The 26,574-nt window shown below is 69.7% G+C and carries 18 protein-coding genes; 14 read left to right on the top strand and 4 right to left on the bottom strand.

From position 1 onward, the window contains the following. Positions 1-24 precede the first annotated feature (24 nt). From dapD to C7H73_RS09400, 5 genes are read left to right on the top strand one after another with little or no spacing between them, the layout of a single operon-like run. Positions 25-849: a 2,3,4,5-tetrahydropyridine-2,6-dicarboxylate N-succinyltransferase gene (dapD, locus tag C7H73_RS09420; protein WP_106846403.1), complete on the top strand. Its 825-nt coding sequence runs from the start codon at positions 25-27 to the stop codon at positions 847-849. Positions 850-881: 32 nt separating this feature from the next. Continuing rightward, positions 882-2,045: a PilT/PilU family type 4a pilus ATPase gene (locus tag C7H73_RS09415; protein WP_106846402.1), complete on the top strand. Its 1,164-nt coding sequence runs from the start codon at positions 882-884 to the stop codon at positions 2,043-2,045. Between the two features lie 16 nt (positions 2,046-2,061). Continuing rightward, on the top strand, positions 2,062-3,225 hold the full coding sequence (gene dapE, locus C7H73_RS09410; protein WP_106846401.1) for a succinyl-diaminopimelate desuccinylase: 1,164 nt from the start codon (positions 2,062-2,064) through the stop codon (positions 3,223-3,225). Continuing rightward, positions 3,222-4,142: a 50S ribosomal protein L3 N(5)-glutamine methyltransferase gene (gene prmB / locus C7H73_RS09405; RefSeq protein WP_106846400.1), complete on the top strand. Its 921-nt coding sequence runs from the start codon at positions 3,222-3,224 to the stop codon at positions 4,140-4,142. Before dapE ends, prmB begins: the two co-directional genes overlap by 4 nt. Next, entirely contained in the window at positions 4,142-6,097 is a 1,956-nt protein-coding gene (locus C7H73_RS09400; protein ID WP_106846399.1) for an ABC-F family ATP-binding cassette domain-containing protein, read from the top strand. Before prmB ends, C7H73_RS09400 begins: the two co-directional genes overlap by 1 nt. 367 nt (positions 6,098-6,464) lie before the next feature. On the opposite strand, the gene phbB is transcribed toward C7H73_RS09400, so the two are convergent. The 3 genes from phbB to C7H73_RS09385 all read right to left on the bottom strand — a co-directional run bounded on the left by phbB (position 6,465) and on the right by C7H73_RS09385 (position 10,234). Next, the gene (phbB, locus tag C7H73_RS09395) at positions 6,465-7,202 is read right to left on the bottom strand and encodes an acetoacetyl-CoA reductase (RefSeq protein WP_106846398.1); all 738 of its coding nucleotides are present in this window, start codon (positions 7,200-7,202) and stop codon (positions 6,465-6,467) included. Positions 7,203-7,302: 100 nt separating this feature from the next. Then, the gene (locus tag C7H73_RS09390) at positions 7,303-8,484 is read right to left on the bottom strand and encodes an acetyl-CoA C-acetyltransferase (protein WP_106847612.1); all 1,182 of its coding nucleotides are present in this window, start codon (positions 8,482-8,484) and stop codon (positions 7,303-7,305) included. Positions 8,485-8,524: 40 nt separating this feature from the next. Next, complete coding sequence (locus C7H73_RS09385; RefSeq protein WP_106846397.1) at positions 8,525-10,234, bottom strand: PHA/PHB synthase family protein; 1,710 nt, start codon at positions 10,232-10,234, stop codon at positions 8,525-8,527. 154 nt (positions 10,235-10,388) lie between these two features. Here C7H73_RS09385 and C7H73_RS09380 point away from each other — a divergent pair, with 154 nt between their 5' ends. Continuing rightward, positions 10,389-10,679, top strand: a complete 291-nt coding sequence (locus C7H73_RS09380; RefSeq protein ID WP_106846396.1) for a hypothetical protein — start codon at positions 10,389-10,391, stop codon at positions 10,677-10,679. Here C7H73_RS09380 and pgeF read toward each other — a convergent pair. Continuing rightward, positions 10,596-11,417 carry a peptidoglycan editing factor PgeF gene (pgeF, locus tag C7H73_RS09375; RefSeq protein WP_106846395.1) on the bottom strand — a complete coding sequence of 274 codons (822 nt, stop codon included), beginning with the start codon at positions 11,415-11,417 and terminating at the stop codon, positions 10,596-10,598. The genes C7H73_RS09380 and pgeF overlap by 84 nt on opposite strands. Before the next feature lie 83 nt (positions 11,418-11,500). Here pgeF and C7H73_RS09370 point away from each other — a divergent pair, with 83 nt between their 5' ends. From C7H73_RS09370 to glgA, 8 genes are all read left to right on the top strand, one after another. Beyond that, on the top strand, positions 11,501-12,196 hold the full coding sequence (locus C7H73_RS09370) for a fumarylacetoacetate hydrolase family protein (RefSeq protein WP_106846394.1): 696 nt from the start codon (positions 11,501-11,503) through the stop codon (positions 12,194-12,196). Beyond that, positions 12,193-12,747, top strand: a complete 555-nt coding sequence (locus C7H73_RS09365) for an NUDIX hydrolase (protein WP_106846393.1) — start codon at positions 12,193-12,195, stop codon at positions 12,745-12,747. Before C7H73_RS09370 ends, C7H73_RS09365 begins: the two co-directional genes overlap by 4 nt. Positions 12,748-12,862: 115 nt before the next feature. Continuing rightward, positions 12,863-14,749: a 1,4-alpha-glucan branching protein GlgB gene (gene glgB, locus C7H73_RS09360; RefSeq protein WP_106846392.1), complete on the top strand. Its 1,887-nt coding sequence runs from the start codon at positions 12,863-12,865 to the stop codon at positions 14,747-14,749. A 26-nt stretch (positions 14,750-14,775) separates the two neighbouring features. After that, a complete protein-coding gene (locus C7H73_RS09355) occupies positions 14,776-16,077 on the top strand; it encodes a glucose-1-phosphate adenylyltransferase (protein ID WP_106846391.1) in 1,302 nt (433 codons plus the stop codon). After that, on the top strand, positions 16,074-18,254 hold the full coding sequence (glgX, locus tag C7H73_RS09350) for a glycogen debranching protein GlgX (RefSeq protein ID WP_106846390.1): 2,181 nt from the start codon (positions 16,074-16,076) through the stop codon (positions 18,252-18,254). Before C7H73_RS09355 ends, glgX begins: the two co-directional genes overlap by 4 nt. Beyond that, the gene (gene treZ, locus C7H73_RS09345; RefSeq protein WP_106846389.1) at positions 18,251-20,071 is read left to right on the top strand and encodes a malto-oligosyltrehalose trehalohydrolase; all 1,821 of its coding nucleotides are present in this window, start codon (positions 18,251-18,253) and stop codon (positions 20,069-20,071) included. The genes glgX and treZ overlap by 4 nt, the downstream gene beginning before the upstream one ends. Next, positions 20,068-25,035, top strand: a complete 4,968-nt coding sequence (gene treY / locus C7H73_RS09340) for a malto-oligosyltrehalose synthase (RefSeq protein ID WP_106846388.1) — start codon at positions 20,068-20,070, stop codon at positions 25,033-25,035. Before treZ ends, treY begins: the two co-directional genes overlap by 4 nt. Next, a complete protein-coding gene (gene glgA, locus C7H73_RS09335) occupies positions 25,032-26,516 on the top strand; it encodes a glycogen synthase GlgA (protein WP_106846387.1) in 1,485 nt (494 codons plus the stop codon). Before treY ends, glgA begins: the two co-directional genes overlap by 4 nt. The last annotated feature ends 58 nt before the right edge of the window (positions 26,517-26,574 follow it).

Here is a 26,574-nt window from a genome sequence, read left to right as displayed (position 1 = left end):
CTCCCTTCCCTCCTTTCGTCCCCCATGAGCCAGCCTCTGCAGACCCTGATCGACAACGCATGGGACAACCGTGCCAGCTTGGCCCCGGGCAACGCGCCCAGGCAGGTGATGGACGCGGTGGCGCAGGTCATCGCCGACCTGGACCGCGGCGCGCTGCGCGTGGCCACGCGCGAGGGCGTGGGGCAGTGGACGGTGCACCAATGGATCAAGAAGGCGGTGCTGCTGTCCTTTCGCCTGAACGACAACGCCCTCATGCAGGCGGGTGACCTGGCCTTCTTTGACAAGGTGCCGCCCAAGTTCGGCGGCCTGTCGGCCGAGGAAATGGCTGCTACCGGCGTGCGCGTGGTGCCCCCGGCGGTGGCGCGGCGCGGCAGCTTCATCGCCCCCGGCGCCATCCTCATGCCCAGCTACGTGAACATCGGCGCCTATGTGGACGAAGGCACCATGGTGGACACCTGGGCCACCGTGGGCTCGTGCGCGCAGGTGGGCAAGCATGTACACCTGTCCGGCGGCGTGGGCCTGGGCGGCGTGCTGGAGCCGTTGCAGGCCGGCCCGACCATCATCGAGGACAACTGTTTCATCGGCGCGCGCTCGGAGATCGTCGAGGGCGTGATCGTCGAGGAGAACTCCGTCATCAGCATGGGCGTGTACATCGGCAAGAGCACGCCCATCTACAACCGCGCCACCGGCGAGATCCACTACGGCCGCGTGCCGGCCGGCTCGGTGGTGGTCAGCGGCAGCCTGCCCAAGGACGGCGGGCGCTACAACCTGTACGCCGCCATCATCGTCAAGCAGGTGGACGCCAAGACGCGCTCCACCACCAGCCTGAACGACCTGCTGCGCGACTGACGGCAGACAAAAACTCAAGGAGGGGACTACGCATGAGCACCATGGAAAAGATTCTGCGCCTGATGGCTGAGAAGAAAGCCTCGGACGTCTATCTGTCGGCCAATGCGCCCGCGCTCATCAAGATCAATGGCGAGTGCGTGCCCATCAACAACCAGCTGCTACCCGTGGAGGCGCCTTTGAACCTGCTGGCCGAGGTGGTGCCGCCCGACCGCATCGAGGAGCTGCGCGAGACGGGCGAGCTGAACATGGGCGTGCCGCTGTCGGGCGTGGGGCGCTTTCGCGTCAGCGCCATGCGCCAGCGCGGCAGCTTCGCCGTGGTGGTGCGTTTCATCACGCAGCAGATCCCGCAGCTGTCCAGCCTGGGCCTGCCGCCGGTGCTGGGCGAGCTCATCATGCAAAAGCGCGGGCTGATCCTGGTGGTGGGCGCCACCGGCTCGGGCAAGAGCACCTCGCTGGCGGCCATGATCGATGAGCGCAACGACAAGCTCACCGGCCACATCCTGACGGTGGAAGACCCGATCGAGTACCAGTTCAAGAACAAGCGCTCCATCGTCAACCAGCGCGAGATCGGCACTGACACGCAGTCGCTGCAGACGGCCTTGAAGAACGCGCTGCGCCAGGCGCCGGACGTGATCCTGATCGGCGAGATCCGCGACCGCGAGACCATGTCCGCCGCCATTGCCTACGCCCAGTCCGGCCACCTGTGCCTGGCCACGCTGCACGGCAACAACAGCTACCACGCGCTCAACCGCATCCTGTCGTTCTACCCGGTGGAGGTGCGCTCGACCATGCTGGGCGATCTGGCCTCGGCCCTGAACGCCATCGTCTCGCAGCGCCTGGTGCGCACCACCACCGGCGAGCGCGTGCCCGCCGCCGAAGTGATGCTCAACACCAAGCTGGTGGCCGACATGATCGAAAAGGGCGACTTCTCCGGCGTGCGCGAGGCGCTGGAAAAGTCCATGGCCGAGGGCTCGCAGACCTTCGAGGAATCGCTTGCCCGCCTGATCCTGGACGGCCGCATCGACCGCAAGGAAGGCCTGGCCTACGCCGACTCGCCCACCAACCTGATGTGGCGGCTGCAAAACGACTTTGCCCAGACGGCGCGCGACGCGCAGGCGCGCGTGCGTGCCGAGCAGACGCCCGAAGACGACGCCCCCTCGTTCACCGAGATCGTGCTGGACGTCAAGCCGGCCTGACCCTTTCGCCTCGTTCATGACCCCCACGCTGCAACTGGCCCGCGAGCTGATCGCCCGCCCCTCCGTCACCCCCGAAGACGCCGGCTGCCTGGAGCTGCTGGCCGCGCGCCTGGCGCCCCTGGGCTTTGCCCACGAGCGCCTGGACAGCGGCGAGGTCTGCAACCTATGGTCAAAACGGGCTCCAGCGCCCGCCAGCAGTGCGCAAGCAGCTATCAAAACAATAGCTTTCGTGGGCCATACCGACGTGGTGCCACCCGGCCCGCTGGAGCACTGGAGCAGCCCGCCCTTCACCCCCACCGAGCGGGACGGCCGCCTGTACGGGCGCGGCGCCAGCGACATGAAAACCTCGATTGCCGCCTTCGTCGTGGCGGTGCAGGAGTTCCTCGCCGCCACGCCCGAGCCGCAAATCGCCATTGCCCTGCTGCTGACCAGCGACGAGGAAGGCCCTTCGGTAGAAGGCACGCGCGTGGTCGTCGAGCAGCTGCGCGCGCGCGGCCAGGCGATCGACTGGTGCCTGGTGGGCGAGCCCACCGCCGTGCAGCAGACCGGCGACATGGTGAAGAACGGCCGGCGCGGCACGCTGTCGGGCCGGCTCACCGTGCGCGGCGTGCAGGGCCACATTGCCTACCCGCAGCTGGCAAAGAACCCCATCCACCAGGCGCTGCCAGCCCTGGCGGAACTGGCCGCCACCCGCTGGGACGAGGGCAATGCCTTCTTTCCGCCCACCAGCTGGCAGATCAGCAACGTGCACGGCGGCACGGGCGCGACCAACGTCATCCCCGGCCAAGTGGTGGTGGACTTCAACTTCCGCTTCAGCACCGAGTGCACGGCCGAGGGCCTGCAGCAACAGGTGCATGCCGTGCTGGACCGCCACGGCCTGGACTGCGAGCTGGCCTGGGCGCTGGGCGGACAGCCCTTTCTGACGCCCGCCGGCACGCTGGTGGAGGCCGTGCGCGGCGCCATCCACGACGAGACGGGCCTCACCGCCGAGCTGTCCACCACCGGCGGCACCAGCGACGGGCGCTTCATGGCGCAGATCTGCCCGCAGGTGGTCGAGGTCGGCCCGCCCAACGCCAGCATCCACAAGATCGACGAGCACATCCGCCTGGCCGACATCGAGCCGCTGAAGAACATCTACCGCCGCACCCTGGAGCGCCTGAACGCCCAGGCCGCCGCATGACGGGCAGCGCCCCCCTCGTGGCCGGCGCCACCGTGGGCGAGCTGGTGGCCAGCGGCGGGCAGCGCCTGGCGCAGGCCGGCGTTGCCTTTGGCCACGGCACCACCTGCGCCCGCGACGAGGCCGCGTGGCTGGTGCTGTGGTCCCTGGGCCTGCCCCTGGACAGCCCGCTGGATGGCGCCCCCGATTCAGTGGCAAATCAGCCCGTAACGCCCGCCCAGCAAGCGCGGGCAGCTATGCTTTTTGAAGAGCGCATCGCCACCCGCAAGCCCGCCGCCTACCTGACGCGCGAGGCTTGGCTGCAGGGCGTGCCGTTTTATGTGGACGAGCGCGCCATCGTGCCGCGCAGCTTCATCGCCGAACTGCTGGCCGACGCCAGCATCGACCCCTGGCTGGGCGAGCACACGCGCCACGTGCTGGACCTGTGCACCGGCAACGGCAGCCTGGCCGTGCTGGCCGCCCTGGCCTGGCCCGAGGTGCAGGTGACCGGCGCCGATCTGTCGCCGGACGCCCTGGCCGTGGCGCGCATCAATGTCGATCGGCACGGCCTGCAAGGGCGCGTCGCCCTGGTGCACAGCGACGTCCTGGCCCAGGTGCCGGGACCGTGGGACCTGATCCTGTGCAACCCGCCCTACGTGAACGAGCGCAGCATGGCCGCCCTGCCTGCCGAATACCGCGCCGAGCCGCGCCTGGCCCTGGCCGGGGGCGGCGACGGCATGGACTTCGTGCGCACCTTGCTGGCCGGCGCGGCCGCCTGCATGAGCGAAGACGCCGTGCTGGTGCTGGAGATCGGCAACGAGCGGCCCCACTTCGAGGCCGCCTTCCCTGCCCTGCCCGTCGTGTGGCTGGACACCAGTGCCGGCGAGGACCAGGTGCTGCTGGTCACGCGCCGCGCGCTGCAAGACTTTTCCCCTAGCTGATGATCACCTTGAAGAATGTGACCCTGCGCCGCGGCGCCAGGGTCGTGCTGGATGGCGTGTCCGCCACCATCAACCCCGGCGAGCATGTCGGCCTGGTCGGGCGCAACGGCGCCGGCAAATCCTCCCTGTTCGCCCTGCTGGCCGGCCATCTGCACGAGGACGGGGGCGAGTTTTTCGTCCCGCCGCAGTGGTGCATGGCCCAGGTGGCGCAGGAGATGCCCGAGACCGAGGAAAGCGCCAGCGCCTTCGTGCTGGAGGGCGACGCGCGCCTGGCCCAGCTGCAGCAGGCCTTGGACGCCGCGCAGCACGGCGGCGACGGCATGGCCATCGCCCAGCTGCACGCCGATCTGCAGGACGCCGGCGCGCACGATGCGCTGTCGCGCGCCCAGGCGCTGATCCTGGGCCTGGGCTTTTCGCCGGCGCAGCTGGAGCAGCCGGTGAGCAGCTTCTCGGGCGGCTGGCGTATGCGTCTGCAGCTGGCGCGCGCGCTGATGAGCCCGTCCGACCTGCTGCTGCTGGACGAGCCCACCAACCACCTGGACTTGGACGCGCTGGTCTGGCTGGAGGCCTGGCTCAAGCGCTACGCCGGCACGCTGATCGTCATCAGCCATGACCGCGAGTTCCTGGACGCCGTCACCGGCGTCACGCTGCACATCGACAACGCCCAGCTGACCCGCTACGGCGGCAACTACAGCCGCTTCGAGGAGCTGCGAGCCCAGCAGCTGGTGCTGCAGCAGGCCGCCTTCGAGCGCCAGCAGGACAAGATCGCCCACCTGCAAAGCTTCATCGACCGCTTCAAGGCCAAGGCCACCAAGGCCCGGCAGGCGCAAAGCCGCGTCAAGCAGATCGAGCGCATGGAGCGCCTCGCACCGGTGCTGGCCAGCGCCGATTTCACCTTCACCTTCAAGGAGCCGGCCAACCTGCCCAACCCCATGCTGGCGATCACCGACGCGGCCTTTGGTTACGTGGGTGACGACGGCGAGCAGATCACTATCTTGCGCGGCGTCAGCCGCTCGGTGCTGGCCGGGCAGCGCATCGGCATCCTGGGTGCCAACGGCCAGGGCAAGTCCACGCTGGTCAAGACCATCGCCCGCGAGATGGCGCCGCTCGCCGGCAAGGTGACCGAGGGCAAGGGCCTCTCGATCGGCTACTTCGCGCAGCAGGAACTGGACGTGCTGCGCCCGGCCGAGAACCCGCTGGAGCACATGGTGCGCCTGGCGAAGGACACCGGCGCCGACGCGGCCCAGTCGCGCGAGCAAGAGCTGCGCAACTATCTTGGCAGCTTCAACTTCAGCGGCGACATGGTGCGCCAGGCCGTGGGCAGCATGAGCGGCGGCGAGAAGGCCCGGCTGGTGCTGGCCATGATCGTCTGGCAGCGGCCCAACCTGCTGCTGCTGGACGAGCCCACCAACCACCTGGACCTGGCCACGCGCGAGGCCCTGGCCATGGCGCTGCAGGACTTTGACGGCACCGTCATGCTGGTCAGCCATGACCGGGCGCTACTGCGCTCGGTCTGCGAGGACTTCTGGCTGGTCGGCCGCGGCCAGGTCGGCCCCTTCGACGGCGACCTGGACGACTACCAGCGCTACTTGCTCGACGAATCGCGCCGCCTGCGCGAGGCCGCCCGGGCGGCCGAGGCGCCGCCCGCAGCAGACGCAGGCCGCGCCCCTGCCGCCAGCGGGCGCGAGCAGCGCAAGGCCAGTGCACAGGCGCGCCAGCAGCTGGCCGAAAAAACCCGCCCCTTGCGCCGCGAACTGGAAAAGGTGGACGCCAGGCTGTCCCAGCTGGCCGCCGAGAAGGAGGCGCTGGAGCAGCGCCTTGCCACCTCCCTGCCGCCCGCCGAGATCGCCGAGTGCGGGCGTGCCCTGAAAGCCTGCGCCGACGAGATCGAACAGCTCGAAGAGCGCTGGCTGGAGCTGAGCGAGGCGATCGAGGCGCTGCAGGCGCAGGCGTGAGGGAAAAAGGAGTGAAAAGTGGCTCCAGCGCTTGTCTGGACAGCGCCGGCAGCTATCTTTTCAGGAGAAAAGTACGCCTTGGCACCACCTCTGACATTTTGTTGAACGCGGCTGTCAACGCCGGGCCCTAGCGGCGCGTTGTCTCCTCATCTACGGAGGTAACCCTTATGAACGCCACCATTTTGACCGCCTGGCCTGAAGACGAACGCGACCGCAAGCGCGCCCCCATCCGCTTGTAAGCGCCGCGCGGCAGGCAGCCGGCGCCCTGCCCGCCCGTTTCGTGAAGATCCGATCAGCCGCCTTTTTGATCCGCCCATGAAAAAACCCGCTCGACGCGGGTTTTTTGTTGCCTGGGCAGCGCGGGCCGTCAATTCATGTGCAGGCCGCCGTTGACGGAGAACTCCGCCCCGGTGGTGTAGCCGCCCTCGTCGCTGGCCAGCCAGGCGATGATGGAGGCGATCTCGCTGGGCTCGCCCAGGCGCTTGACGGGTACCGTGGCGACGATTTTCTCCAGCACGTCCGGGCGGATGGCTTTCACCATGTCGGTGCCGATGTAGCCCGGCGCCACGGTGTTCACCGTGACGCCCTTGGCGGCCAGCTCCTGGGCCAGTGCCATGGTGAAGCCGTGCATGCCGGCCTTGGCGGCCGAGTAGTTGGTCTGGCCGGCCTGGCCCTTCTCGCCGTTCACGCTGGAGATGTTGATGATGCGGCCCCAGCCTTTTTCCACCATGCCGGCCACGACCTGCTTGGTCACGTTGAACATGGAGTTGAGGTTGGTCTCGATCACGGCGTCCCAGTCCTCGCGCGACATCTTCAGGAACATGCGGTCGCGGGTGATGCCGGCGTTGTTCACCAGCACGTCGATGGCGCCGTGCTCGGCCTTGGCCTTGTCGAAGGCGGCCACGGTGGAGTCCCAGTCGCCCACATTGCCGGCCGACGCGTGAAAGGTGTAGCCCTGCGCCTTTTGCTCGTCCAGCCACTTCTGGTGGTCGCGCGTGGGCCCGCAGCCGGCGATGACCCGAAAGCCCTCCTTGTGCAGGCGCTGGCAGATGGCGGTGCCTATGCCTCCCATGCCCCCGGTCACGTACGCTACTTTCTGGCTCATGGATGTGCTCCTTGTTGTGTATGGATGAATGGTTGGCCCAATCACTCTAGCGACAGTTCGGCAGGCCTCCTGCCCGTGTAAATACCGAGCAGGCGCGCCGTCAGCGCTCGACCGCCAGCGCCACGCCCATGCCGCCGCCGATGCACAGCGCGGCCAGTCCCTTGCCGGCGCCGCGGCGGCGCATCTCGTGCAGCAGCGTGACCAGCACCCGGCAGCCCGAGGCGCCGATCGGATGGCCCAGGGCGATGGCCCCGCCGTTGACGTTGACGCGGGCGGCGTCCACGCCCAGCGCCTGGTTGACGGCGCAGGCCTGCGCGGCAAATGCTTCGTTGAGCTCGAACAGATCCACGTCGCCCGCCTGCCAGCCGGCGCGCGCCAGCGCCTTGCGCGAGGCCGGCACCGGCCCCATGCCCATGGTGGCCGGGTCCAGGCCCGAGGTGGCGTAGGCGCGGATGTGCGCCAGCGGCGTCAGGCCCAGCGCCTGGGCCTTGGCGGCGCTCATGACCACCACGGCGGCCGCGCCGTCGTTGATGCCCGAGGCGTTGCCGGCCGTCACCGAGCCTGATTTGTCGAACGCCGGGCGCAGGCCGGCCAGGGCTTCGGCGCTGGTCTTGCGGTTCAGGTACTCGTCCTGGTCCACCGTCACCGGCTCGCCCTTTTTCTGCGGCACCTGCACGCCCACGATCTCGTCGTTGAAGCGGCCCGCGTCCTGGGCGGCAGCGGCCTTTTGCTGGCTGGCCAGGGCCAGTGCGTCCTGCATCTCGCGGGTGATGCCCTGCTCCTTAGCCACGTTCTCGGCGGTGACGCCCATGTGGTAGCCGTTGTACACGTCCCACAGGCCGTCCACGATCATGGTGTCGGTGAGCTTCCAGTCGCCCATGCGCTGGCCCTCACGCGAGCCGTTCAGCACGTGCGGCGACAGGCTCATGTTCTCCTGGCCGCCGGCCACCACGATCTCGCTGTCGCCCGTGGCCACGGCCTGGGCCGCCAGCATCACCGCCTTCAGGCCGGAGCCGCAGACGGCGTTGATGGTCAGGGCCGGGGTTTCCCGGGCGACACCGGCGGCCATCATGGCCTGGCGCGCGGGGTTCTGGCCGCAGCCGGCCGTCAGTACCTGGCCCATGATGACCTCGCCCACCTGGTCGCTCGCCACGCCGGCGCGCGCCAGCGCCTCGCGAATGACGGCGGCCCCCAGCGCGGTGGCCGGCACCCTGGACAGGGCGCCGCCGAACTTGCCCACGGGCGTGCGGACGGCGGAAACAATGACGATGTCGCGTTCCATGATGGGTTGCTCCTGCATTGAAAGGGAAATGGCGGCCCGCTCAGGCCTTTTGCTGCACGTAGCGGCCGGGCGCAGGCTCGATGGCCTGGTATTGGCGGCCCCGGCCGTAGGCCGTGGGCGCGGGCACCTGCTTGCCGGCGTGGCCCTTGAGCCAGGCGGTCCAGTCGCCCCACCAGCTGCCGGGATGCTGCGTGGCGCCGGCCAGCCAGCCCTCCAGGGCGGCAGGGAACTTGCCATCCTCGCGCAGCCAGTGGCTGCGCTTGCCGGCAGCCGGGGGGTTGATGACGCCCGCGATGTGGCCCGAGGCGCCCATGGCGAAGCGCTTCTTGCCCGGCAGCGCCTGGGTGGAGGCATAGGCCGCACCGATGGGCACGATGTGGTCCTCGCGCGAGCCGTAGATGTACACCGGCAGCCTGACCTTGCGCAGGTCGAGCTTTTCGCCGCACACGATGAGCGCGCCCGGCTTGACCAGGCGGTTTTCCAGGTAGAAGTTGCGCAAATACCAGGCGTAGTACGGCCCGGGCAGGTTGGTGCAGTCGCTGTTCCAGTACAGCAGGTCAAACGCCGGCGGGGTCTCGCCCTTCAGGTAGTTGCCCACCACGTAGTTCCACACCAGGTCGTTGGGCCGCAAGAAGCTGAAGGTGCTGGCCATGTCCTGGCCCTTCATCAGGCCGCCGGCGCCCATCTGCATCTCGCGCAGGCGCACGAAGGCCTCGTCGATGAAGACGTCCAGGATGCCGGTGTCGGTGAAGTCCACCAGCGTGGTCAGCAAGGTGGCGCTGGCCACTGGCTCCTGGCCGCGCGCGGCCAGCACGGCCAGGGCGCTGGTCAGCATGGTGCCGCCCACGCAAAAGCCCAGCGCGTTGATCTGCGGCGTGCCGCCGATCTCGCGCACCGTCTCGATGGCGGTGATCACGGCGTCCTGGATGTAGTCGTCCCAGGTCTTGCCGGCCAGGCTGTCGTCGGGGTTGCGCCAGCTGACCACGAAGGTGCGCTGGCCCTGCGAGACGGCATAGCGGATCAGCGAGTTGGCCGGCTGCAGGTCCAGGATGTAGTACTTGTTGATGCACGGCGGCACCATCAAAAACGGCCGCTCGTGCACCTTGTCGGTGAGCGGCTTGTATTCGAGCAGCTGGAACAGCTCGTTTTCGAATACCACCGCGCCCTCGGTGGTGGCCACGTTGCGGCCCACCTGGAAGCGGCTCTCGTCCGTCATGGAGATGTGGCCCTGGCGCATGTCGTGCAGCAGGTTGGCCATGCCGCGGGCGATGCTCTCGCCCTGCGTTTCCAGCGCCTTTTGCTGCGCTTCCGGGTTGAAGGCCAGGAAATTGCTGGGCGACATGGCGGCCAGCCACTGCTCCATGGCGAAGCGGATGCGCGCGCGGGTCTTGTCGTCGGCCTGCACGGCATCGGCCAGGGCCGCAAAGGTGCGCGACTGCAGGCCGTACAGGGCCACGGCGTAGGCGGCCAGGGGGTTGTGCGCCCAGTGGTCGCCGGCAAAGCGCTTGTCGGCGCCTGCCGCTGCCGCCGCCGGGCCCTGGGCGAACAGCGCGCCGGCCTCCTGCAGGTACTGGCGCTGCAGCGTTTCGAGCTTGTCCGGGTCAAAGCGCACCGGGGCGTGCGGCTGCATGGCGAGGGCTGCGGCGCCCAGGTCCGGCGGCTGCAGCGTGGCCAGCATGCGGCTCCAGCTCTCGCCCATCATGTTTTGCCATTGACGGGCGCCATCCGCCCAGCCTGCGTCAAAATTCATGTCGCTGTCTCCTGTGGTGTTGCGCTGCCTTTGGCGAGCAACGGGCTTTCGGGCATTGTGACCGAGCGCAGCGCCGCCCGGCAACGCGCCGGCCCGTCCGGCCTGCCGGTCACGGGCCTGCACCCCGCCAAACCCTGACTTTGATCATTCCCTCATGTATCTGGTAGCCATTGCCTGGCTCTACGTCACCCTGATGATGGCCGTGGCCGAAGCCACCGCGCCCACGGGGTCGGTGCTGGGCGCCCTCATCACGTTCGCGCTGTACGGGCTGCTGCCGCTGTCCATCGTGCTCTACATCCTGGGCACGCCGGGGCGCAAGCGGGCGCTGCGCGAGCGCCGCGAACGCGAGCTGCAGGCGGCCTCAGGCGGCCAGCCAGATGCAGGCGGCCATGCGGCCGCTGCGCCCCAGGACGGCGCTGTCGCGCCGGTGCGAGAAGAACCGTGAGGGCTGGCCGGCCGTGCACCAGGCGGGCGAGCTGTCGTTGCCATAGACGGCGCTGACGCCTGCCGCACGCAGGCGCTGGCGCGCCAGGGCCGGCAGGTCGGCCAGAAATTTGCCCCCGGGGCGGGCCGTGAAATGGGCGGCAGCGGCCGGGTCGTGGGCGACGAAGGCCTCGCGTACCTCGGCGCCCACCTCAAACGCCTGGGGGCCGATGCCAGGGCCGATCCAGGCCAGCACCTGCGCTCCTGAATTGATAGCTGCCGGCGCTTGATGCACGGGCGCTGGAGGCCAAAAAGGCTGCAAGGCCGCCTCCAGCACGCCGCCGGCCAGGCCGCGCCAGCCGGCGTGCGCGGCGGCCACGCGGGTGCCGGCGCAGTCGGCCAGCAGCACCGGCAGGCAGTCCGCCGCCATCGTCACGCAGGCCACGCCCGGCTCGGCGGTGGTGCAGGCGTCGGCCTCCAGGCCCGCCGGCGTGCCCGAGTGCGCGGCGACGACGCGGCTGCCGTGCACCTGCAGGGTGCGCACGGTGTGAACAGGCCCGCCTTCGCTGTCCAGCACCGTCTGCACCGCGGCCCAGTTGGCCGCCACCGCCTGCGGATCGTCGCCCACGAACTGGCCCAGGTTCAGGCTGTCCAGCGGCGGGGCGCTCACGCCGCCGCGGCGCGTGGTGCAAAAGGCGCGCACGCGCAGATGGGCGGGCCAGTCGGGGGCGATCCAGTCGTGGGGCAGCTGCAGGGGCATGGCGGTCGGGGCCGGGTGGCAAACCCGCCAGCATAGTGCGTGGCACACTGCGGCCGTTGCCTGCCAGCCTTCAACCTACACCCATGCGCTACGCCCTTTCCCCCGCTCCCCTTGCCGCCGTGCCCGTGGCCGGCAGCGACGAGCTTTTCCCCGTCCGCCGCATCTACTGCGTGGGCCGCAACTACGCCGAACACGCCCGCGAGATGGGCTTTAGCGGGCGCGAGGCGCCGTTTTTCTTCATGAAGCCGGCCGACGCCGTGCTGCCCGTGCCCGCCGGCCAGGAGGGCCGCCTGCCCTACCCCCCGCGCACGGCCGACCTGCACCACGAGATCGAGCTGGTCGTGGCCATGGGGCGCGGCGGCGCGAACATCGCCGCGCAGGACGCGCTGCAGCACGTATGGGGCTACGCCGTGGGCCTGGACATGACGCGCCGCGATCTGCAGGCGGACATGAAAAAGCAGGGCCGCCCCTGGTGCATCGCCAAGGGCTTTGACGCCAGCGCCCCCATCGGCCCCATCACTCCGGCGGCGCAGGCCGGCAACGTGCAGGACGCGGCCATCTGGCTGAACGTCAACGGCCAGCCGCGCCAGAAAAGCCGCACCAGCCAGCTGATCTGGAGCATCGCCGAGACCATCGAGCACCTGTCGGCCGCCTGGACGCTGCAGCCGGGCGACCTGATCTTCACCGGCACGCCCGAGGGCGTGGGCGCCGTGGCGCGTGGCGATGTGCTGGAAGCCGGCATCGAAGGCCTGGGCACGCTGCGCCTGGCCGTGGCATGACGTTCGGCCGCCGCCCCATCCGCCACTGCCGCGAGTGCGGCGCGGCCACGGTCTATCGCGTGCCTGACGATGGCGACACCCGCTCGCGCGCCATCTGCCCGGCCTGCAGCACCATCCATTACGAGAACCCTTTGAACGTGGTCGGCACCGTGCCGGTGCTGAAGGACGGCCGGGTGCTGCTGTGCAAGCGCAACATCGAGCCGCGCTGGGGCAAGTGGACGCTACCGGCGGGCTTCATGGAGCTCGACGAGACCACCGCCGAGGGCGCCGCGCGCGAAACCGACGAGGAGGCCGGGGCCGCGATCACTTTGGGCCCGCTGTTTTCGCTGGTCAACGTGCCGCAGGTCGGCCAGGTACACCTGTTCTACCTGGCCACGCTGCTGGACGCGCGCTTCGACCCCGGGCACGAGACCATCGAGGCCCGGCTGTTTTCCGAGGAAGAGATCCCCTGGGACGAGATCGCGTTTCGCACCGTCCGCGTCACGCTGGAGCGCTATTTCGCCGACCGGCGCGCGGGCCGTTTCGGCATGCACTGCATCGACCTGACCTGACGCTTGCACAAGGGGGCGCGGACCGCGTAGGCGGGCACCGACAGCGGCCCGCTCGGCATTCCTTCAGGGCAATGCTGCGCCGCACAAGAACATCGCGTTTTAGGACGCACAAGCGATGTTCCCTCCCCCTGCCACCACCCTGCAAGCTGCGCTGTATGCGCTGCCGGGACACTATCGCCGTTTCGAGCAGCTGGGCGCCCATGCCACGGATGGCGGCACGCGCTTTACGGTCTGGGCGCCCAATGCGCGCCGCGTCAGCCTGATCGGCAGCTTCAACGGCTGGAAGCCCCAGGCCTTGGAGTGCATGGCCGATGGCAGCGGGTACTGGACGCTGCATGTGGCCCAGGCCGGCCACGGCGACCTGTACAAATACCGCATCGAGGACGCGCAGGGCAACCTGCTGGACAAGGCCGACCCCTACGCCACACGCAGCGAGCCGCCACCAGGCAATGCCTCGCAGATCTGGTCGCTTCAATATGCGTGGAGGGACGACGCCTGGATGGCCGCGCGTGGTCGGCGCCAGGCCATGGACCAGCCGATCTCCATCTACGAGGTGCACCTGGGCTCCTGGCAGCGCACGGACGACGGGCAGTTTCTGAACTACGCCGAGATCGGCCACCGCCTGGCTGCGCACTGCCAGGCGCTGGGCTTCACGCATGTGGAACTGATGCCCGTTGCAGAGCACCCGTTCTACGGCTCCTGGGGCTACCAGACGGGCAGCTATTTCGCGCCCACGTCGCGCTACGGCACGCCGCAGGACCTGATGGCGCTGGTGGACACCCTGCACCAGCACGGCATCGGCGTGGTCTTCGACTGGGTGGGTTCGCACTTTCCCGCGGACGCGCATGCCCTGGCGCGCTTCGATGGCACGGCGCTCTACGAGCACGAGGACCCGCGCCGGGGCTTCCACCCGCAGTGGAACAGCCTGATCTTCAACTATGGCCGCTTCGAGGTGCGTGATTTTCTGATCAGCAACGTGCTGTTCTGGCTGGAGCACTACCACTTCGACGCCGTGCGGGTCGATGCCGTCTCCTCCATGCTGTACCTGGACTTCTCCCGTGAGGCGGGCCAGTGGCTGCCCAACCAGGACGGCGGCAACCAGAACTGGGAGGCCGTGGGCTTCCTGCAAGACCTGAACCGCGCCGTGTACGCGGCCTACCCCGACGTGCACGTGATTGCCGAGGAGTCCACCGCGTGGGAAGGCGTGAGCCGCCCGGCGCACCACGGCGGCCTGGGCTTCGGCATGAAGTGGAACATGGGGTGGATGAACGACACGCTGCGCTACATGCAGCGGCCGCATGCCTACCGGCGATGGCACGCGGGCGACATCCGCTTTTCCAGCGTTTATGCCTTCGACGAGAACTTCGTCCTCGCGCTCTCGCACGACGAGGTGGTCTATGGCAAGGGCAGCCTGCTGGATCGACAGCCCGGCGACCGGTGGCAGCGCTTTGCCGGCCTGCGCCTGCTCTACGGCTACATGTGGATGCATCCGGGCAAGAAGCTGCTGTTCATGGGCGGCGAGTTCGGCCAGGAGCGCGAATGGCACCACGAGCGCGCGTTGGACTGGCAGCTGTGGCAAGAGCCCCTGCACGCCGGCGTCGCCCGATGGGTGGCGGATCTGAACCACGCGCTGCGCGAGCACCCGGCCCTGCACCTGTGGGACTTCGATGCCCGCGGCTTCGAGTGGGCGCCCGCAGAAGGCGAGTCGCCTGTCGTCCTCGCCTTTTTGCGCCGCAGCCCGGGCGAATGCCTGCTGGCCGTGTGCAACCTGACGCCCGAGCCCGTGGCCGCGCTGCGCGTGGGCCTGCCCGCCTCCGGGCGCTGGCACGAAATCCTCAACAGCGACGCCGCCGTGTATGGCGGTAGCGGCATCGGCAACCTGGGCGGCGTGGACGCGCAGAACCACCCCCTGGCGCAGATGCCTGCGAGCGCCCTCCTCACCCTTCCTCCCCTGGCCACCGTGGTGCTGCGCCACGGCGGCGAACCCTCCCTGCAACCCTGATCGCTCTTCCCGACGGAGATATTTCCATGTCGCGCACCAAAAACGTTCTCGCCTTCGTCATGGCCGGCGGCGAAGGCTCGCGGCTTCACCCGCTCACGGCCGAGCGGTGCAAACCGGCCGTGCCGTTCAACGGCAAGCACCGCATCGTGGACTTCGTCCTGTCCAACCTGGTCAACTCGGAGATCTACTCGATCTATCTGCTGGTGCAGTACAAGTCGCAGTCGCTCATCGAGCACATCCGCCAGTCCTGGACCATGACGCGGTTCATCCCGCAGCACTTCGTCACGGTGGTGCCGCCGCAGATGCAAAACGGCCCGGAGTGGTTTCAGGGCACGGCCGACTCGGTGTTCCAGAACATCCACCTGATCGAGGAATTCCGTCCCGACATCGTGGCCGTGTTTGGCGCCGACCACATCTACCGCATGGACGTGCGCCAGATGCTGGAGTTCCACCAGGCCAACGACGCCCACGTGAGCGTGGCCACGCTGCCGGTGCGCCTGTCCGAGTGCAACCAGTTCGGCATCGTGGAAACCGACGAGCGCCACCGCATCACGCAGTTCATGGAAAAGCCCGCCAGCGCCCGCCCGATGCCCGGCAGCAGCACGCACGCGCTGGCGTCCATGGGCAACTACCTGTTCAACGCCGACGTGTTGCTGGACGCCTTGAAGCGCGCCAAGGCGCAGGGCCAGAGCGACTTCGGCAAGCACATCCTGCCGGCCATGCTGCAGTCGCACCGCCTGCTGGCCTACGACTTCGCCACCAACGAGATTCCGGGCATCGCGCCCTACGAGGAGCACGGCTACTGGCGCGACGTGGGCACCATCGATTCGTACTTCCAGGCGCACTTCGACACCCTGGGCGCCACCCCGCGCTTTCGCATGACCAACCGCCAGTGGCCCATCTACGCCAGCCCCGACCAGGCCGAATCGGCGCAGATCGAGAACGGCATCATCCACCGTTCGGTGGTGGGTTCGGGCTCCATCGTGGACGGCGCGCGGCTCGACCATGCCATGTTGCGCCGCAGCGTGACAGTGGAGCGCGACGCGCATCTTGCGCACTGCATCGTCATGGAGCGCTCGCGCATCGGCCACGGCGCACAGGTGCGCTGCGCCATCATCGACCAGGACAACGACATCCCACCCGGCGAGCACATCGGCTTCGATCTGGAGGCAGACCGCCAACGCTTTCACGTCACGGAAAGCGGCATCGTGGTCGTGCCGCGGGGCTACTTCCCCACCGCGCAGCGCAAGCCGCCCACCCCTTTGGGCGCTCACCGCCCGGGCATGCAGCTGTCCCCGTCCGACAACCTGCGCCGAGCCTTCGCATGAAGGCCGACGCCTCTCCGAACTCCGCTCCCGCCCTCTCCCGCAAACGCCGCAGCACCCGCCACCAGGTAGCGCGCGGGCGCGCGTGGCCGCTGGGTGCGACGCTGCAAAGCGGCGGCGTGAACTTTGCCGTGTATTCATCCATCGCGACCCGGGTGGAAATCTGTCTTTTTTCCGATGATGACCGTGAGGTGGAGCGCATCGCCCTGCCCGCACGCAGCAGTGACGTCTGGCACGGGCACGTGCGCGGCCTGAAGGCGGGGCAAAAGTACGGGCTGCGCGTGCACGGACCCTACGACCCTGCGCAGGGCCTGCGCTGCAACCCGGCCAAGCTGCTGCTCGACCCGTACGCGCTGGCGCTGGACCGCCCGGTGCGCGGCGACGCCGGCCAGTTTGGCTACCAGCTTGGGCAGGAGGATGAGGACACGCGCATCTGCGACGAAGACAACGGCGCCGGCGCGCCCAAGTGCCGGGTGGTGCGCACCCGCTTCGACTGGCAGGGCGATACCCATCCGTTCGTGCCGGCGCAGGCCACCGTGTTCTACGAGGTGCACGTCAAGGGCTTCACGCAGGCCTTGCCCGGCGTGCCGGAGGCGGTGCGCGGCACCTACGCGGGCCTGGCGAGCGACGCCGCGATCGCCCATCTGAAATCGCTCGGCGTGACCAGCGTGCAGCTGCTGCCTGTGCAGGCGTTCATCGACGACAAGCGGCTCGTCGATGCGGGACTTGCCAACTACTGGGGCTACAACACGGTGGCGTTCTTTGCTCCCGAACCGCGCTATTGCGTGGCCAAAAGCGGCGGTGTGGACGAATTCAAGGCCATGGTGCGCGCGTTGCACGGCGCTGGCCTGGAGGTCATCCTGGATGTGGTCTACAACCACACGGGCGAGGGCAATCACCTGGGCCCCACGCTCAGCCTCAAGGGCATCGACAACCCCGTCTACTACCGCCTGGCAGAAGAAGACCCGCGCTACTACGTGGACTACACCGGCACCGGCAATACCGTGGATACCAGCAGCCCCCCCGCGCTGCGCCTGGTACTCGACAGCCTGCGCTACTGGGTCACGGAGATGCACGTCGACGGCTTCCGCTTCGACCTGGCGCCGGCCCTGGCGCGCGACGCTGCGGGCGCCTTCACGCACCGCGCGCAGTTCCTGGCCGCGCTGCACCAGGATCCGGTGCTCTCGCGCGTCAAGCTCATCGCCGAGCCCTGGGACCTGGGGCCGGGCGGCTACCAGATCGGCGGATTTCCCCCTGGCTGGATGGAGTGGAATGGCCGCTACCGCGACGCCGTGCGCGACTACTGGCGCAACGCCGACGGCAGCCTGCCGCAGCTGGCGGCCTGCCTGTGCGGCTCGGCGGACATCTATGCGAGCCAAAGGCGCCCGCCCGCCACCAGCGTCAACCTCGTCACGGTGCACGACGGCTTCACGCTGGCCGACCTGGTCAGCTACAACGACAAGCACAACGAGGCCAACGGCGAGGACAACCGCGACGGCGAAAGCCACAACCGCAGCTGGAACTGCGGCACTGAGGGGCCCACGGATGACCCTGCCATCCGGGCGCTGCGCGAGCGGCAGATGCGCAACTTCCTGGCCACGCTGATGCTCTCGCACGGCACGCCGCTGCTGCTGGGCGGCGACGAGTTCGGCCGCACGCAGCAGGGCAACAACAACGGCTACTGCCAGGACAGCCCGCTGTCGTGGTTCGACTGGAGCCAGGCTGAGAGCGAGCAGGGCCGCGCGCTGAACACCTTCGTGCAGCAGCTCGTCGCCCTGCGGCGTTCCCTGCCTGTTGCCAGCCTGGGCGGCTGGCCCGATCCGCAGGACCCCAAGTCCCCTTGCGCCGGCATTGCCTGGTTCAGCGTATGGGGCCTGCCCATGAGCACCGAGGAATGGGAAGACGCTGAGGTGCGCTGCGTCTGCGCCGTGATGGAAAGCCGCGGCCAGGGCGAGTCGGCCATGCTGCTGTTCAATGCGACGCCGGTGGAAGCGGTTTTCACCCTGCCCCAGGAGCAGGACGGTGATAACGCGCGCCAGTGGGCGCTGCGCATCGATACCCGCAGCGCCGAGGTGCGGGGCCCGGACGAGCCCCGCGTGGGCGCCGAGGCGCAATACACGCTGGAGCCGCACTCCATGGCGGTGTTCACGTCGGTTGAAACTTCAGGCCCCGCGCCATGAAGCACCGGCACGACATGCCCTTCGGTGCCCAGCCGGATGCGCAGGGCACCGACTTCTCGCTCTGGGCGCCGGCTGCACGCCACCTCGTGCTGCGGCATCGGCCGGGCGACGAGGGTCCCTGGCAGGAGCAGGCCGCCGTTTCTGCTCAGGGCGGCTGGTGGCGTTGCACATTGCCGCAGGCTGGCGCCGGCACGCGCTATCAGTGGCTGGTGGACGGCACGGCCGTACCCGACCCTGCCTCGGGCCACAACCCGCACGGCCCGCATGGCGCCAGCGTCGTCGTCGATCCGTGCGCCTTTGACTGGCAGCACGCCCCCCCGGGCAGGCCCTGGAGCGACGTGGTGCTGTACGAGCTGCACATCGGCACGTTCACACCCGAGGGCAGCTTTGCGGCGGCGGCCCGGCGCCTGCCCGCGCTGCGCGCTCTCGGCTTCACGGCCATCGAGCTCATGCCGGTGGCCGCGTTCGGCGGCTCGCACGGCTGGGGCTACGACGGCGTGCTGCCCTTTGCGCCCCACGCCGGCTACGGCACACCCGAGGATTTCAAGCGGCTGATCGACGCGGCCCACGGCCTGGGACTGATGGTCTTTCTGGACGTGGTCTACAACCACTTCGGCCCGGACGGCAACTACCTGGGCCAGTACGCGCCGCAATTCTTCTCGCAGGAGCATGAAAGCCCGTGGGGCAAGGCCATCAACTTCGATGGCGAGGGCAGCGCCACGGTGCGCGAGTTCTTCATTCACAACGCCCTGTACTGGGCGCAGGAGTACCAGATCGACGGCCTGCGCCTGGACGCGGTGCACGCCATCGTGGACGACGGCGAGCGCCACTTCCTGCAAGAGCTGTCGCAGCGCGTGCGTGCTGCGGCGGGCGACAGGCCCGTGCACCTGGTGCTGGAAAACGAGCGCAACGAGGGCGAGCGCCTGGCCGCCACGCCCCTGCCCGGCCGCTTCGACGGCCAGTGGAACGACGACTTCCACCACGCGCTGCACGTGCTGCTGACCGGCGAGACGCGCGGCTACTACCACGACTACGGCAACCAGCCCCTGGCGCGGCTGGCCCATGCCCTCACGCATGGCTACGTTTTCGCGCCCGCCCCGCGCCAGGAGGGCCGCCGCACGGCGCTCGCACCCGCCCAGCCGCAGCCGCTGGGCGCCATGGTCAACTTCGTTGGCAACCACGACCAGGTGGGCAATCGCGCCTTCGGCGAGCGCCTGGCGACGTTGGTGGAGCCACCGGTAGCGGAGCTTGCGCTGCTGCTGTCGCTGCTCGGCCCCGCCATTCCCCTGGTCTTCATGGGCGATGAGTTCGGCGCGCGCACGCCGTTTCTGTATTTCGCCGGCTGGGAAGGCGAGCTGCGCGACGCCGTGCGCGAAGGCCGCAAGCGCGAATTCGGCCACGCCCTGGAGCACGCCCGTGCCGGCCGCACGGAGCTGCCCGACCCTTGCGCCGCGCAGACACTGGCAGACAGCCGGCTCGACTGGGCGCTGGCCGAGTCGCAGGGAGGGCTTGCACGCCAGGCGCTGGTGCGCCAGGCGCTTGCCGCGCGCGCCCGGTGGATCGCGCCGCGCCACGGTTTGTTGCTGTCCGAGGGACATAGCGCGCAGGCCGTGGGAGATACCGGCCTGTTGGTGCGCTGGCACTATGCCGACGGGCGGCAGCTGGTGCTGGAACTCAACCTGGGCGGCACGCCGGTGTCCTGCCCTGCTTGCCCATCCTTTCCAGGAGAAACCATCTTCCAGCACGCACGCAGCCCCTCGGATGACCATTGGCCGGCATGGTCTGCGCGCTGGACCTTGAGCGAGCCCCAGGCATGAACCAGGACTTGAACCCCGCCCTGCGCGAGCGCGCCGAGCGCGCAGGCATCGCCACCGAGTACGCGACCTTCTGGGGCGCCGATGCGCGGGTGGATGCGCGCACCATCGAGCGTGCGTTGCGAGCCATGGGCGCACATGCCGATGCTCCGCGCACAGTGCAGGCCATCATCGCCACGGCTGGCACGAGCGCGCGCATCCCGTTGCCTGCGCATGGACCCTGGCAGCTGCACGATGCCGAAACCGGCCACGGCGATCCGCTCGCCCGTGGCGACGGCGACGCGGCCGACCTGCCCGCGCACCTGCCAGCCGGCTACTGCCTGCTGCGCCAGGGCGACCATGAGCAACTCATCATCCACGCGCCTGAGCGCTGCTGGCTGCCGGTCGCTTTTCGGGGCGGCGAGCGCTGGTGGGGCCTGGCGTGCCAGCTGTACGCCCTGCGCTCGGAGCGCAACTGGGGCATTGGAGACTTCGGCGACCTGCTGGCGCTTGTCAGCCTGGCGGCCGAGCAAGGGGCGCGCTTCGTGGGCCTGAGCCCCTTACACGCCCTGCACGCCGACCGGCCGGAACTGGCCAGCCCTTACAGCCCCAGCAGCCGCCTGGCGCTGAACACGCTGTTCATCGACGTGCCGGCGCTGCCCGAATTCCTGGCCTGCGACGCCGTGCAGGCGCTGCATGCAGACATCGCTTTCCAGCAGCGCCTGCAAGCCCTGCGGGAGAGCGAAACGGTGGACTATGCCGGCGTCTCCGCCATCAAGCAGGAAGTGCTGGCGCTGCTGTGGCGGCACTTTCAGCAGCACGAAATGCAGGCCGGCACCACGCGGGCACGGCAGTTCGAGCAATTTCTGCGCAGCCACCACGGCACCGTGGGCGTCCATGCGCTGCACCAGGCCATCCAGCTGCACCTGCACTCGGCAGACCCGCAGGTCTGGGGCTGGCCCGCGTGGCCCGAGGCGTTGCAAAGCCCGGACAGCCCGGCCGTGGCGCAGTTCGCCCGCGAGCACGCCGACGCGGTGCGCTACCAGGGCTGGCTGCAATGGATCGCACACGAGCAGCTGGCGCGCGCCAGCCAGCGCGCGCGCGAGCTGCTGCCGCTGGGCCTGTATTGCGACCTGGCAGTGGGCGCCAGCGAGGGCGGCTCGGAGGTCTGGGCCGCGCAAGAGCTCTACGCCCGTGGCATGCACGTGGGCGCGCCCCCCGACCCGCTGAACACGCAGGGCCAGGACTGGGGCCTGCCCCCGCCCAATCCGCTCGCCCTGGCATCCACGCACTTCAAGGCAGTGCGCCAGCTGTTGGCCACCGTGATGCGGCCTGCCGGTGCTCTGCGCCTGGACCATGTGATGGCGCTGATGCGGCTGTTTTGGACCAGCGAGGATGGCGGCACCTACGTGCGCTACCCGCTGGAGGCTCTGCTGGCCATCGTCTGCGTGGAAAGCCACCGCCACCGCTGCGCCGTCATCGGCGAGGACCTGGGCAACGTCGCTGCGCCAATGCGCGAAGCCATGGCGCGCAAGGCGCTGCTGTCGTACCGCCCGCTGGTCTTCGAGCGCGGTGACGATGGCAACTTCCGCGCTCCGGCCCAGTGGCCGGTGCAGGCACTGGCAGTGGCCGGCACGCACGACCTGCCCACGCTCAAGGGCTGGTGGGCGGGCGGCGACGTCGCGGTGCAGCAGCAGCTGGGCTGGCTGGCAGACGCCGACGCGCATGCGCGCGCCCTGATGGACCGGGCCCAGGATCGGGTGCGGCTGCTCTACGCGCTGGAGCAGCAGGGCCTGCTGCCAGACGGCGCCACGCTGGACCCGCAGTCGGTGCCGGAGGTGGACGCCCCCTTTGCCGCCGCCGTGCACCGTTACCTGGCGCGCACCCCCTGCTGGCTGGCCGCCGTGCAAATAGAGGACGCGACGGGCCAGCAAGACCAGGTCAACGTGCCCGGCTCCACCGAAGCCATGCAACCCAACTGGCGCCGCCGCCTGGTCGTTCCGCTGGAAGCCTTGGCCACGCACCCGGTGTTCTCGGCCGTCACGGCCGCGATGCGCGAGGAGCGCGGCGGGGGCTGCGCCGTGGCCATCGACCAGCCGCTGCCGGACCTGGAGACGGCCGACGTGCCGCGCGCCACCTACCGCGTGCAGTTCCACAAGGGCAGCACCTTTGCCCAGATCTCACAGGTCGTGCCCTATTTGCATGCGCTGGGCGTGAGCCATCTCTACAGCTCGCCCTACTTGTGTGCCCAGCCCGGCAGCACGCACGGATACGACGTGGTGGACCCGACGCGCCTAAACCCCGAGGTGGGTACCGAGGACGAGCATGCGGCGCTGTGCCGGCAGCTCGACGCGCACGGCATGGGCCAGGTGCTGGACATCGTGCCCAACCACATGGGCGTGGCCGGCAGCGACAACCCCTGGTGGGACGACGTGCTGGAGCATGGGAAGGCATCGCCCCACGCGCGCACCTTCGACATCGAGTGGGATATGCCCAGCCCCGGCACAGGCGGGCGCCTAGTGCTGCCGGTGCTGGGCGACCACCTGGGACGCGAGCTGGAGGCCGGGCGGCTGCAAGTGCGATTTCACCCGGACACGGGCCAGTTCCGGCTGCACTATTGGGAACACCATTGGCCGCTCGACCCGCGCCACACCGCGCGCGTCGTGCGCACCGCACCGCTGCCCGCAAGCGGCGGCGATGACGCGCATGGGCTGGCCCAGGTGCAGTCGTTGCTGGACGCCTTCGAGGCCCTGCCGCCCCGCGATGCGCCCGAGGACGCACTGCGCGCCGCCCGTGTGCGCGATGCCGCCCTGCACCGCCAGCGCCTGGCCCGGCAGGCGGCGCACCAGGGCTGGCTGGCCGAGTGGATCGACGCTTCGCTGTCCGTGCTGAACGGCCAAGTGGGCGACGGCGCCAGCTTCGATGCGCTGGAAGCGCTGCTGGGCAGCCAGGCCTGGCGCCTGGCCAACTGGCGCGTGGCGGCCGACGACATCAACTACCGGCGCTTCTTCGACGTGAACACGCTCGCCGCCGTGCGCGTGGAGGAGGATGCCGTGTTCGAGGCCGCGCACGCGCTGGTGCTGCGCTGGGTGGCCGAGGGCAAGGTCAGCGGCCTGCGCGTTGACCACCCGGACGGCCTGGCGCAGCCCGCACAGTACTTCCAGCGCCTGCAACAGCGCAGCGCCGATCTGGCGCGCGCGGCGGGACGCGAGCCGCACGCGCTGTACCTGGTGGTGGAGAAGATCCTCGCCGAGCACGAGCCGCTGCCGCAGGACTGGCCGGTGCACGGCACCACGGGCTACCGCTTTGCCAGCCAGGTCAACGGCCTGTTCGTGGACAGCGCGGCGCAGGCGGCGTTCGACGACGCCTATCGCGGCTTCACTGGCCAGGACGAAGATTTCGAGCAGGAGCGCCGCGCCTGCAAGCGCATGATCATCAAGAGCGCGTTCGCCGGTGACCTGAACTGGCTGGCCGCCACGCTGCACCGCATCACCCGCGCCGACCGCAGCGCGAGCGACTTCACCTTGAACCAGCTGCGCCAGGCCCTGGCCGAGGTGGCGGCGCAGTTTCCCGTGTACCGCACGTATGTGACCCCCGGGGCCGCGGCCAGCGACACCGACCGCCAGCACATCGACTGGGCTGTCGCCGCAGCGCGCCGGCAGCTGGGCACGGCCGAGGGCGGCGTGCTGGCGTACCTGCGCGCAGTGCTGGTGGGCGATGGCGGCAGCGAGCCGCAGGCGCGCGCCGACTTCGTGCGCCGCTGGCAGCAGTTCACGTCGCCGGTCATGGCCAAGGCGGTGGAGGACACGCTGTTCTACCGCTACGTGCGCCTGGTGTCGCTCAATGACGTGGGCTCGGAGCCGCGGCGCTTCGGCGCCTCGCCGGCGGCCTTTCACCAGGCCCAGCAGCAGGCGGCGCGCCTGGCGCCGCACCAGCTGCTGGCCTCCTCCACCCACGACAGCAAGCGCTCGGAAGACGTGCGCGCACGGCTGAATGCGCTGTCCGAGCTGCCAGCGCTGTGGGAGGACACGGCGCGCCGGCTGCGCGAGACCGCCACGCGCCACACCGCCGAGGTGGACGGCGAGAGCGCCCCGCGCGCGCACGACCTGTGGGCGCTGTACCAGGCCCTGGTGGGCATCTGGCCCGCAGGCGGCACCAGCGCCGACGAGCGCGCAGCCCTGCGCGAGCGCGTCCAGCAGTACATGGTCAAGGCCATGCGCGAGGCCAAGCAGGCGACCAACTGGCTGTTTCCCGACGAAGCCTACGAGGGCGCCGTGGCCGCGTACGTCGAGCGTGCGCTGGCTACCGATGCCTTCGTGGAGACGCTGCAAGGCTTCGTGGACGCGGTCGCGCCCTACGGCTTTCGCAACAGCCTGTGCCAGCTGGCCCTGAAGCTCACGGCACCGGGCGTGCCGGACATCTACCAGGGCTGCGAGCAGTGGAACTTCTCACTGGTGGACCCGGACAACCGCCGTCCCGTGGACTTCGCCGCACTGGCCGAAGGTTTGCGCGGCGTGCAGGCGCTATATGGCAACGGCCGCTTTCCCGCGCCGCAGGATTGGCAGCGCCTGCTGGGCGGCGTGCCCGCGCCCGCGCTCAAGCAGCTGGTGACGTGGCGCCTACTGGAGCTGCGCCGCGCCCTGCCCGAGGTGTTTCGCAGCGGCAGCTACGTGCCCCTGGCCGTGCAAGGCGCAGCCAGCGAGCACGCCCTGGCGTTCGTGCGCCTGCACGAGAAGCGCGCCGTGGCCGTGGTCAGCGCGCGCCTGGTGTGCGGCCTGGCCGCCCGCGGCTGGCAGGACACGCGCCTGGCGCTGCCGGGGGGCCATCCTTTGCTCTCGCGCCCGCAGGCCTGGCGCGACTGGCTGACCGGTCGGCAAGTCGATGCCTCGCTGGACGGGCTGGCGCTGGAGGGGCTGATCGGCGCGGAGGCCACGGCCCTTTCAGGCCTGCCCTTCGCCATCCTGGTGTGCGAGGATGCCGCGCCATGAAACTCTTGTTTGCCACGCCCGAATGCGCTCCCCTGGTCAAGACGGGCGGCCTGGGCGACGTCAGTGCTGCCCTGCCCGCAGCGCTGGCCGCGCTGGGGCACGACGTGCGCGTGCTGATGCCCGCCTATGGCGCGCTCGAGCAGTCTGCCGGGCGGCTGCTGGCGCTGCACCACGTGCCCGCAGACGGCCCGTGGCCCGAGGCCCAGTTGCTGCACCTCAAGCACGATGCGGGCATTGAATTCCTGCTGCTGTGCTGCCCCCAGCTGTATGGCCGCCCTGGCGGGCCTTATGGCGCTGCAGGGGGAGACCACGTTGACAACGCGCTGCGCTTTGCCCTGCTGGCGCGGGTGGCGGCGCTCATCGGCAGCCGCGCCACGCCCTGCGGCTGGCAGGCCGACGTGGTGCATACGCACGACTGGACCTGCGGGCTCGCGCCGTTGTACCTGCACCAGGCGCGCGCCGCGGGCGATGCCAGCTGCGCGCGCAGCGTGCTCACCTTGCACAACCTGGCGTTTCAGGGCGTTTTTCCGATGGAGTTGGCGGGCGCGCTGGGCATTGCGCCGCAGCATCGCGGCGTCGAGGGTGTGGAGTTCTGGGGCCAGCTGTCCATGCTCAAGGCCGGCCTTCAGTTCGCCGATGCCATTACCACGGTGAGCCCGACCTATGCGCGCGAGATCCAGGGCGAGGCGCTGGGCTTCGGGCTCGACGGCGTGCTGCGCTCGCGCGCCGATGTGCTGACCGGCATCCTGAACGGCATCGACACGGCGGTATGGAACCCCGCTACCGACGCGCTGATCGCTGCACGCTACGACGCGGCCAGCCTGGAGCGCAAGGCACACAACCGCGCCGCGCTGCGCCAGCGCTGCGGCCTGGGCGCGCACGCACCAGGGCCGCTGTTCGGGCTGGTGGGGCGGCTGACGCGGCAAAAAGGCGTGGACCTGGTGCTGGCCGGCGCCGAGCGGCTGCTGGCCCACGGCGCGCAGCTGGTGGTCCTGGGCAGCGGCGACGCCGATCTGGAGCAAGGCCTGGCAGCGCTGGCCGCGCGCCGGCCGGGGCGGGTGTACGCGGCCCTTGGCTTCGACGAGCCGCTGGCGCACCAGATCGAAGCTGGGGCGGATTGCTTTTTGATGCCCTCGCGCTTCGAGCCGTGCGGGCTGAACCAGATGTACAGCCAGGCCTACGGCACACCGCCCATCGTGACGGACACCGGCGGCCTGGCCGACTCGGTGGTGGACGCGCAGCTCCAGGGCGGCACGGGGTTCGTCATGCCCGAGGCGACGCAGGCGGCTTTCGACGACGCCGTGCAGCGCGCCTGCGCCACCTGGCGCTCGGCCGGGCGATGGCGGCAACTGCAGCTGGCCGGCATGCGCCGCGACTTCGGCTGGGCGCAGCCCGCCCGGACGTATGAGGCGGTGTACGAGCGGGTGCTGGCCGCCGACGATGGGGACAGCGCTGGCGAAGCTGCCCTCCGCCGAATCTGAAGCAAAAGGCCCTCTGGCGCTTATGCAGCAAGCGCCAGCAGCTATTATTTGTATAGCA

Source organism: Pulveribacter suum (assembly GCF_003013695.1).
Classification (GTDB): Bacteria; Pseudomonadota; Gammaproteobacteria; order Burkholderiales; family Burkholderiaceae_C; genus Melaminivora; species Melaminivora suum.
This window is presented reverse-complemented; position numbering and strand designations above follow the sequence as displayed.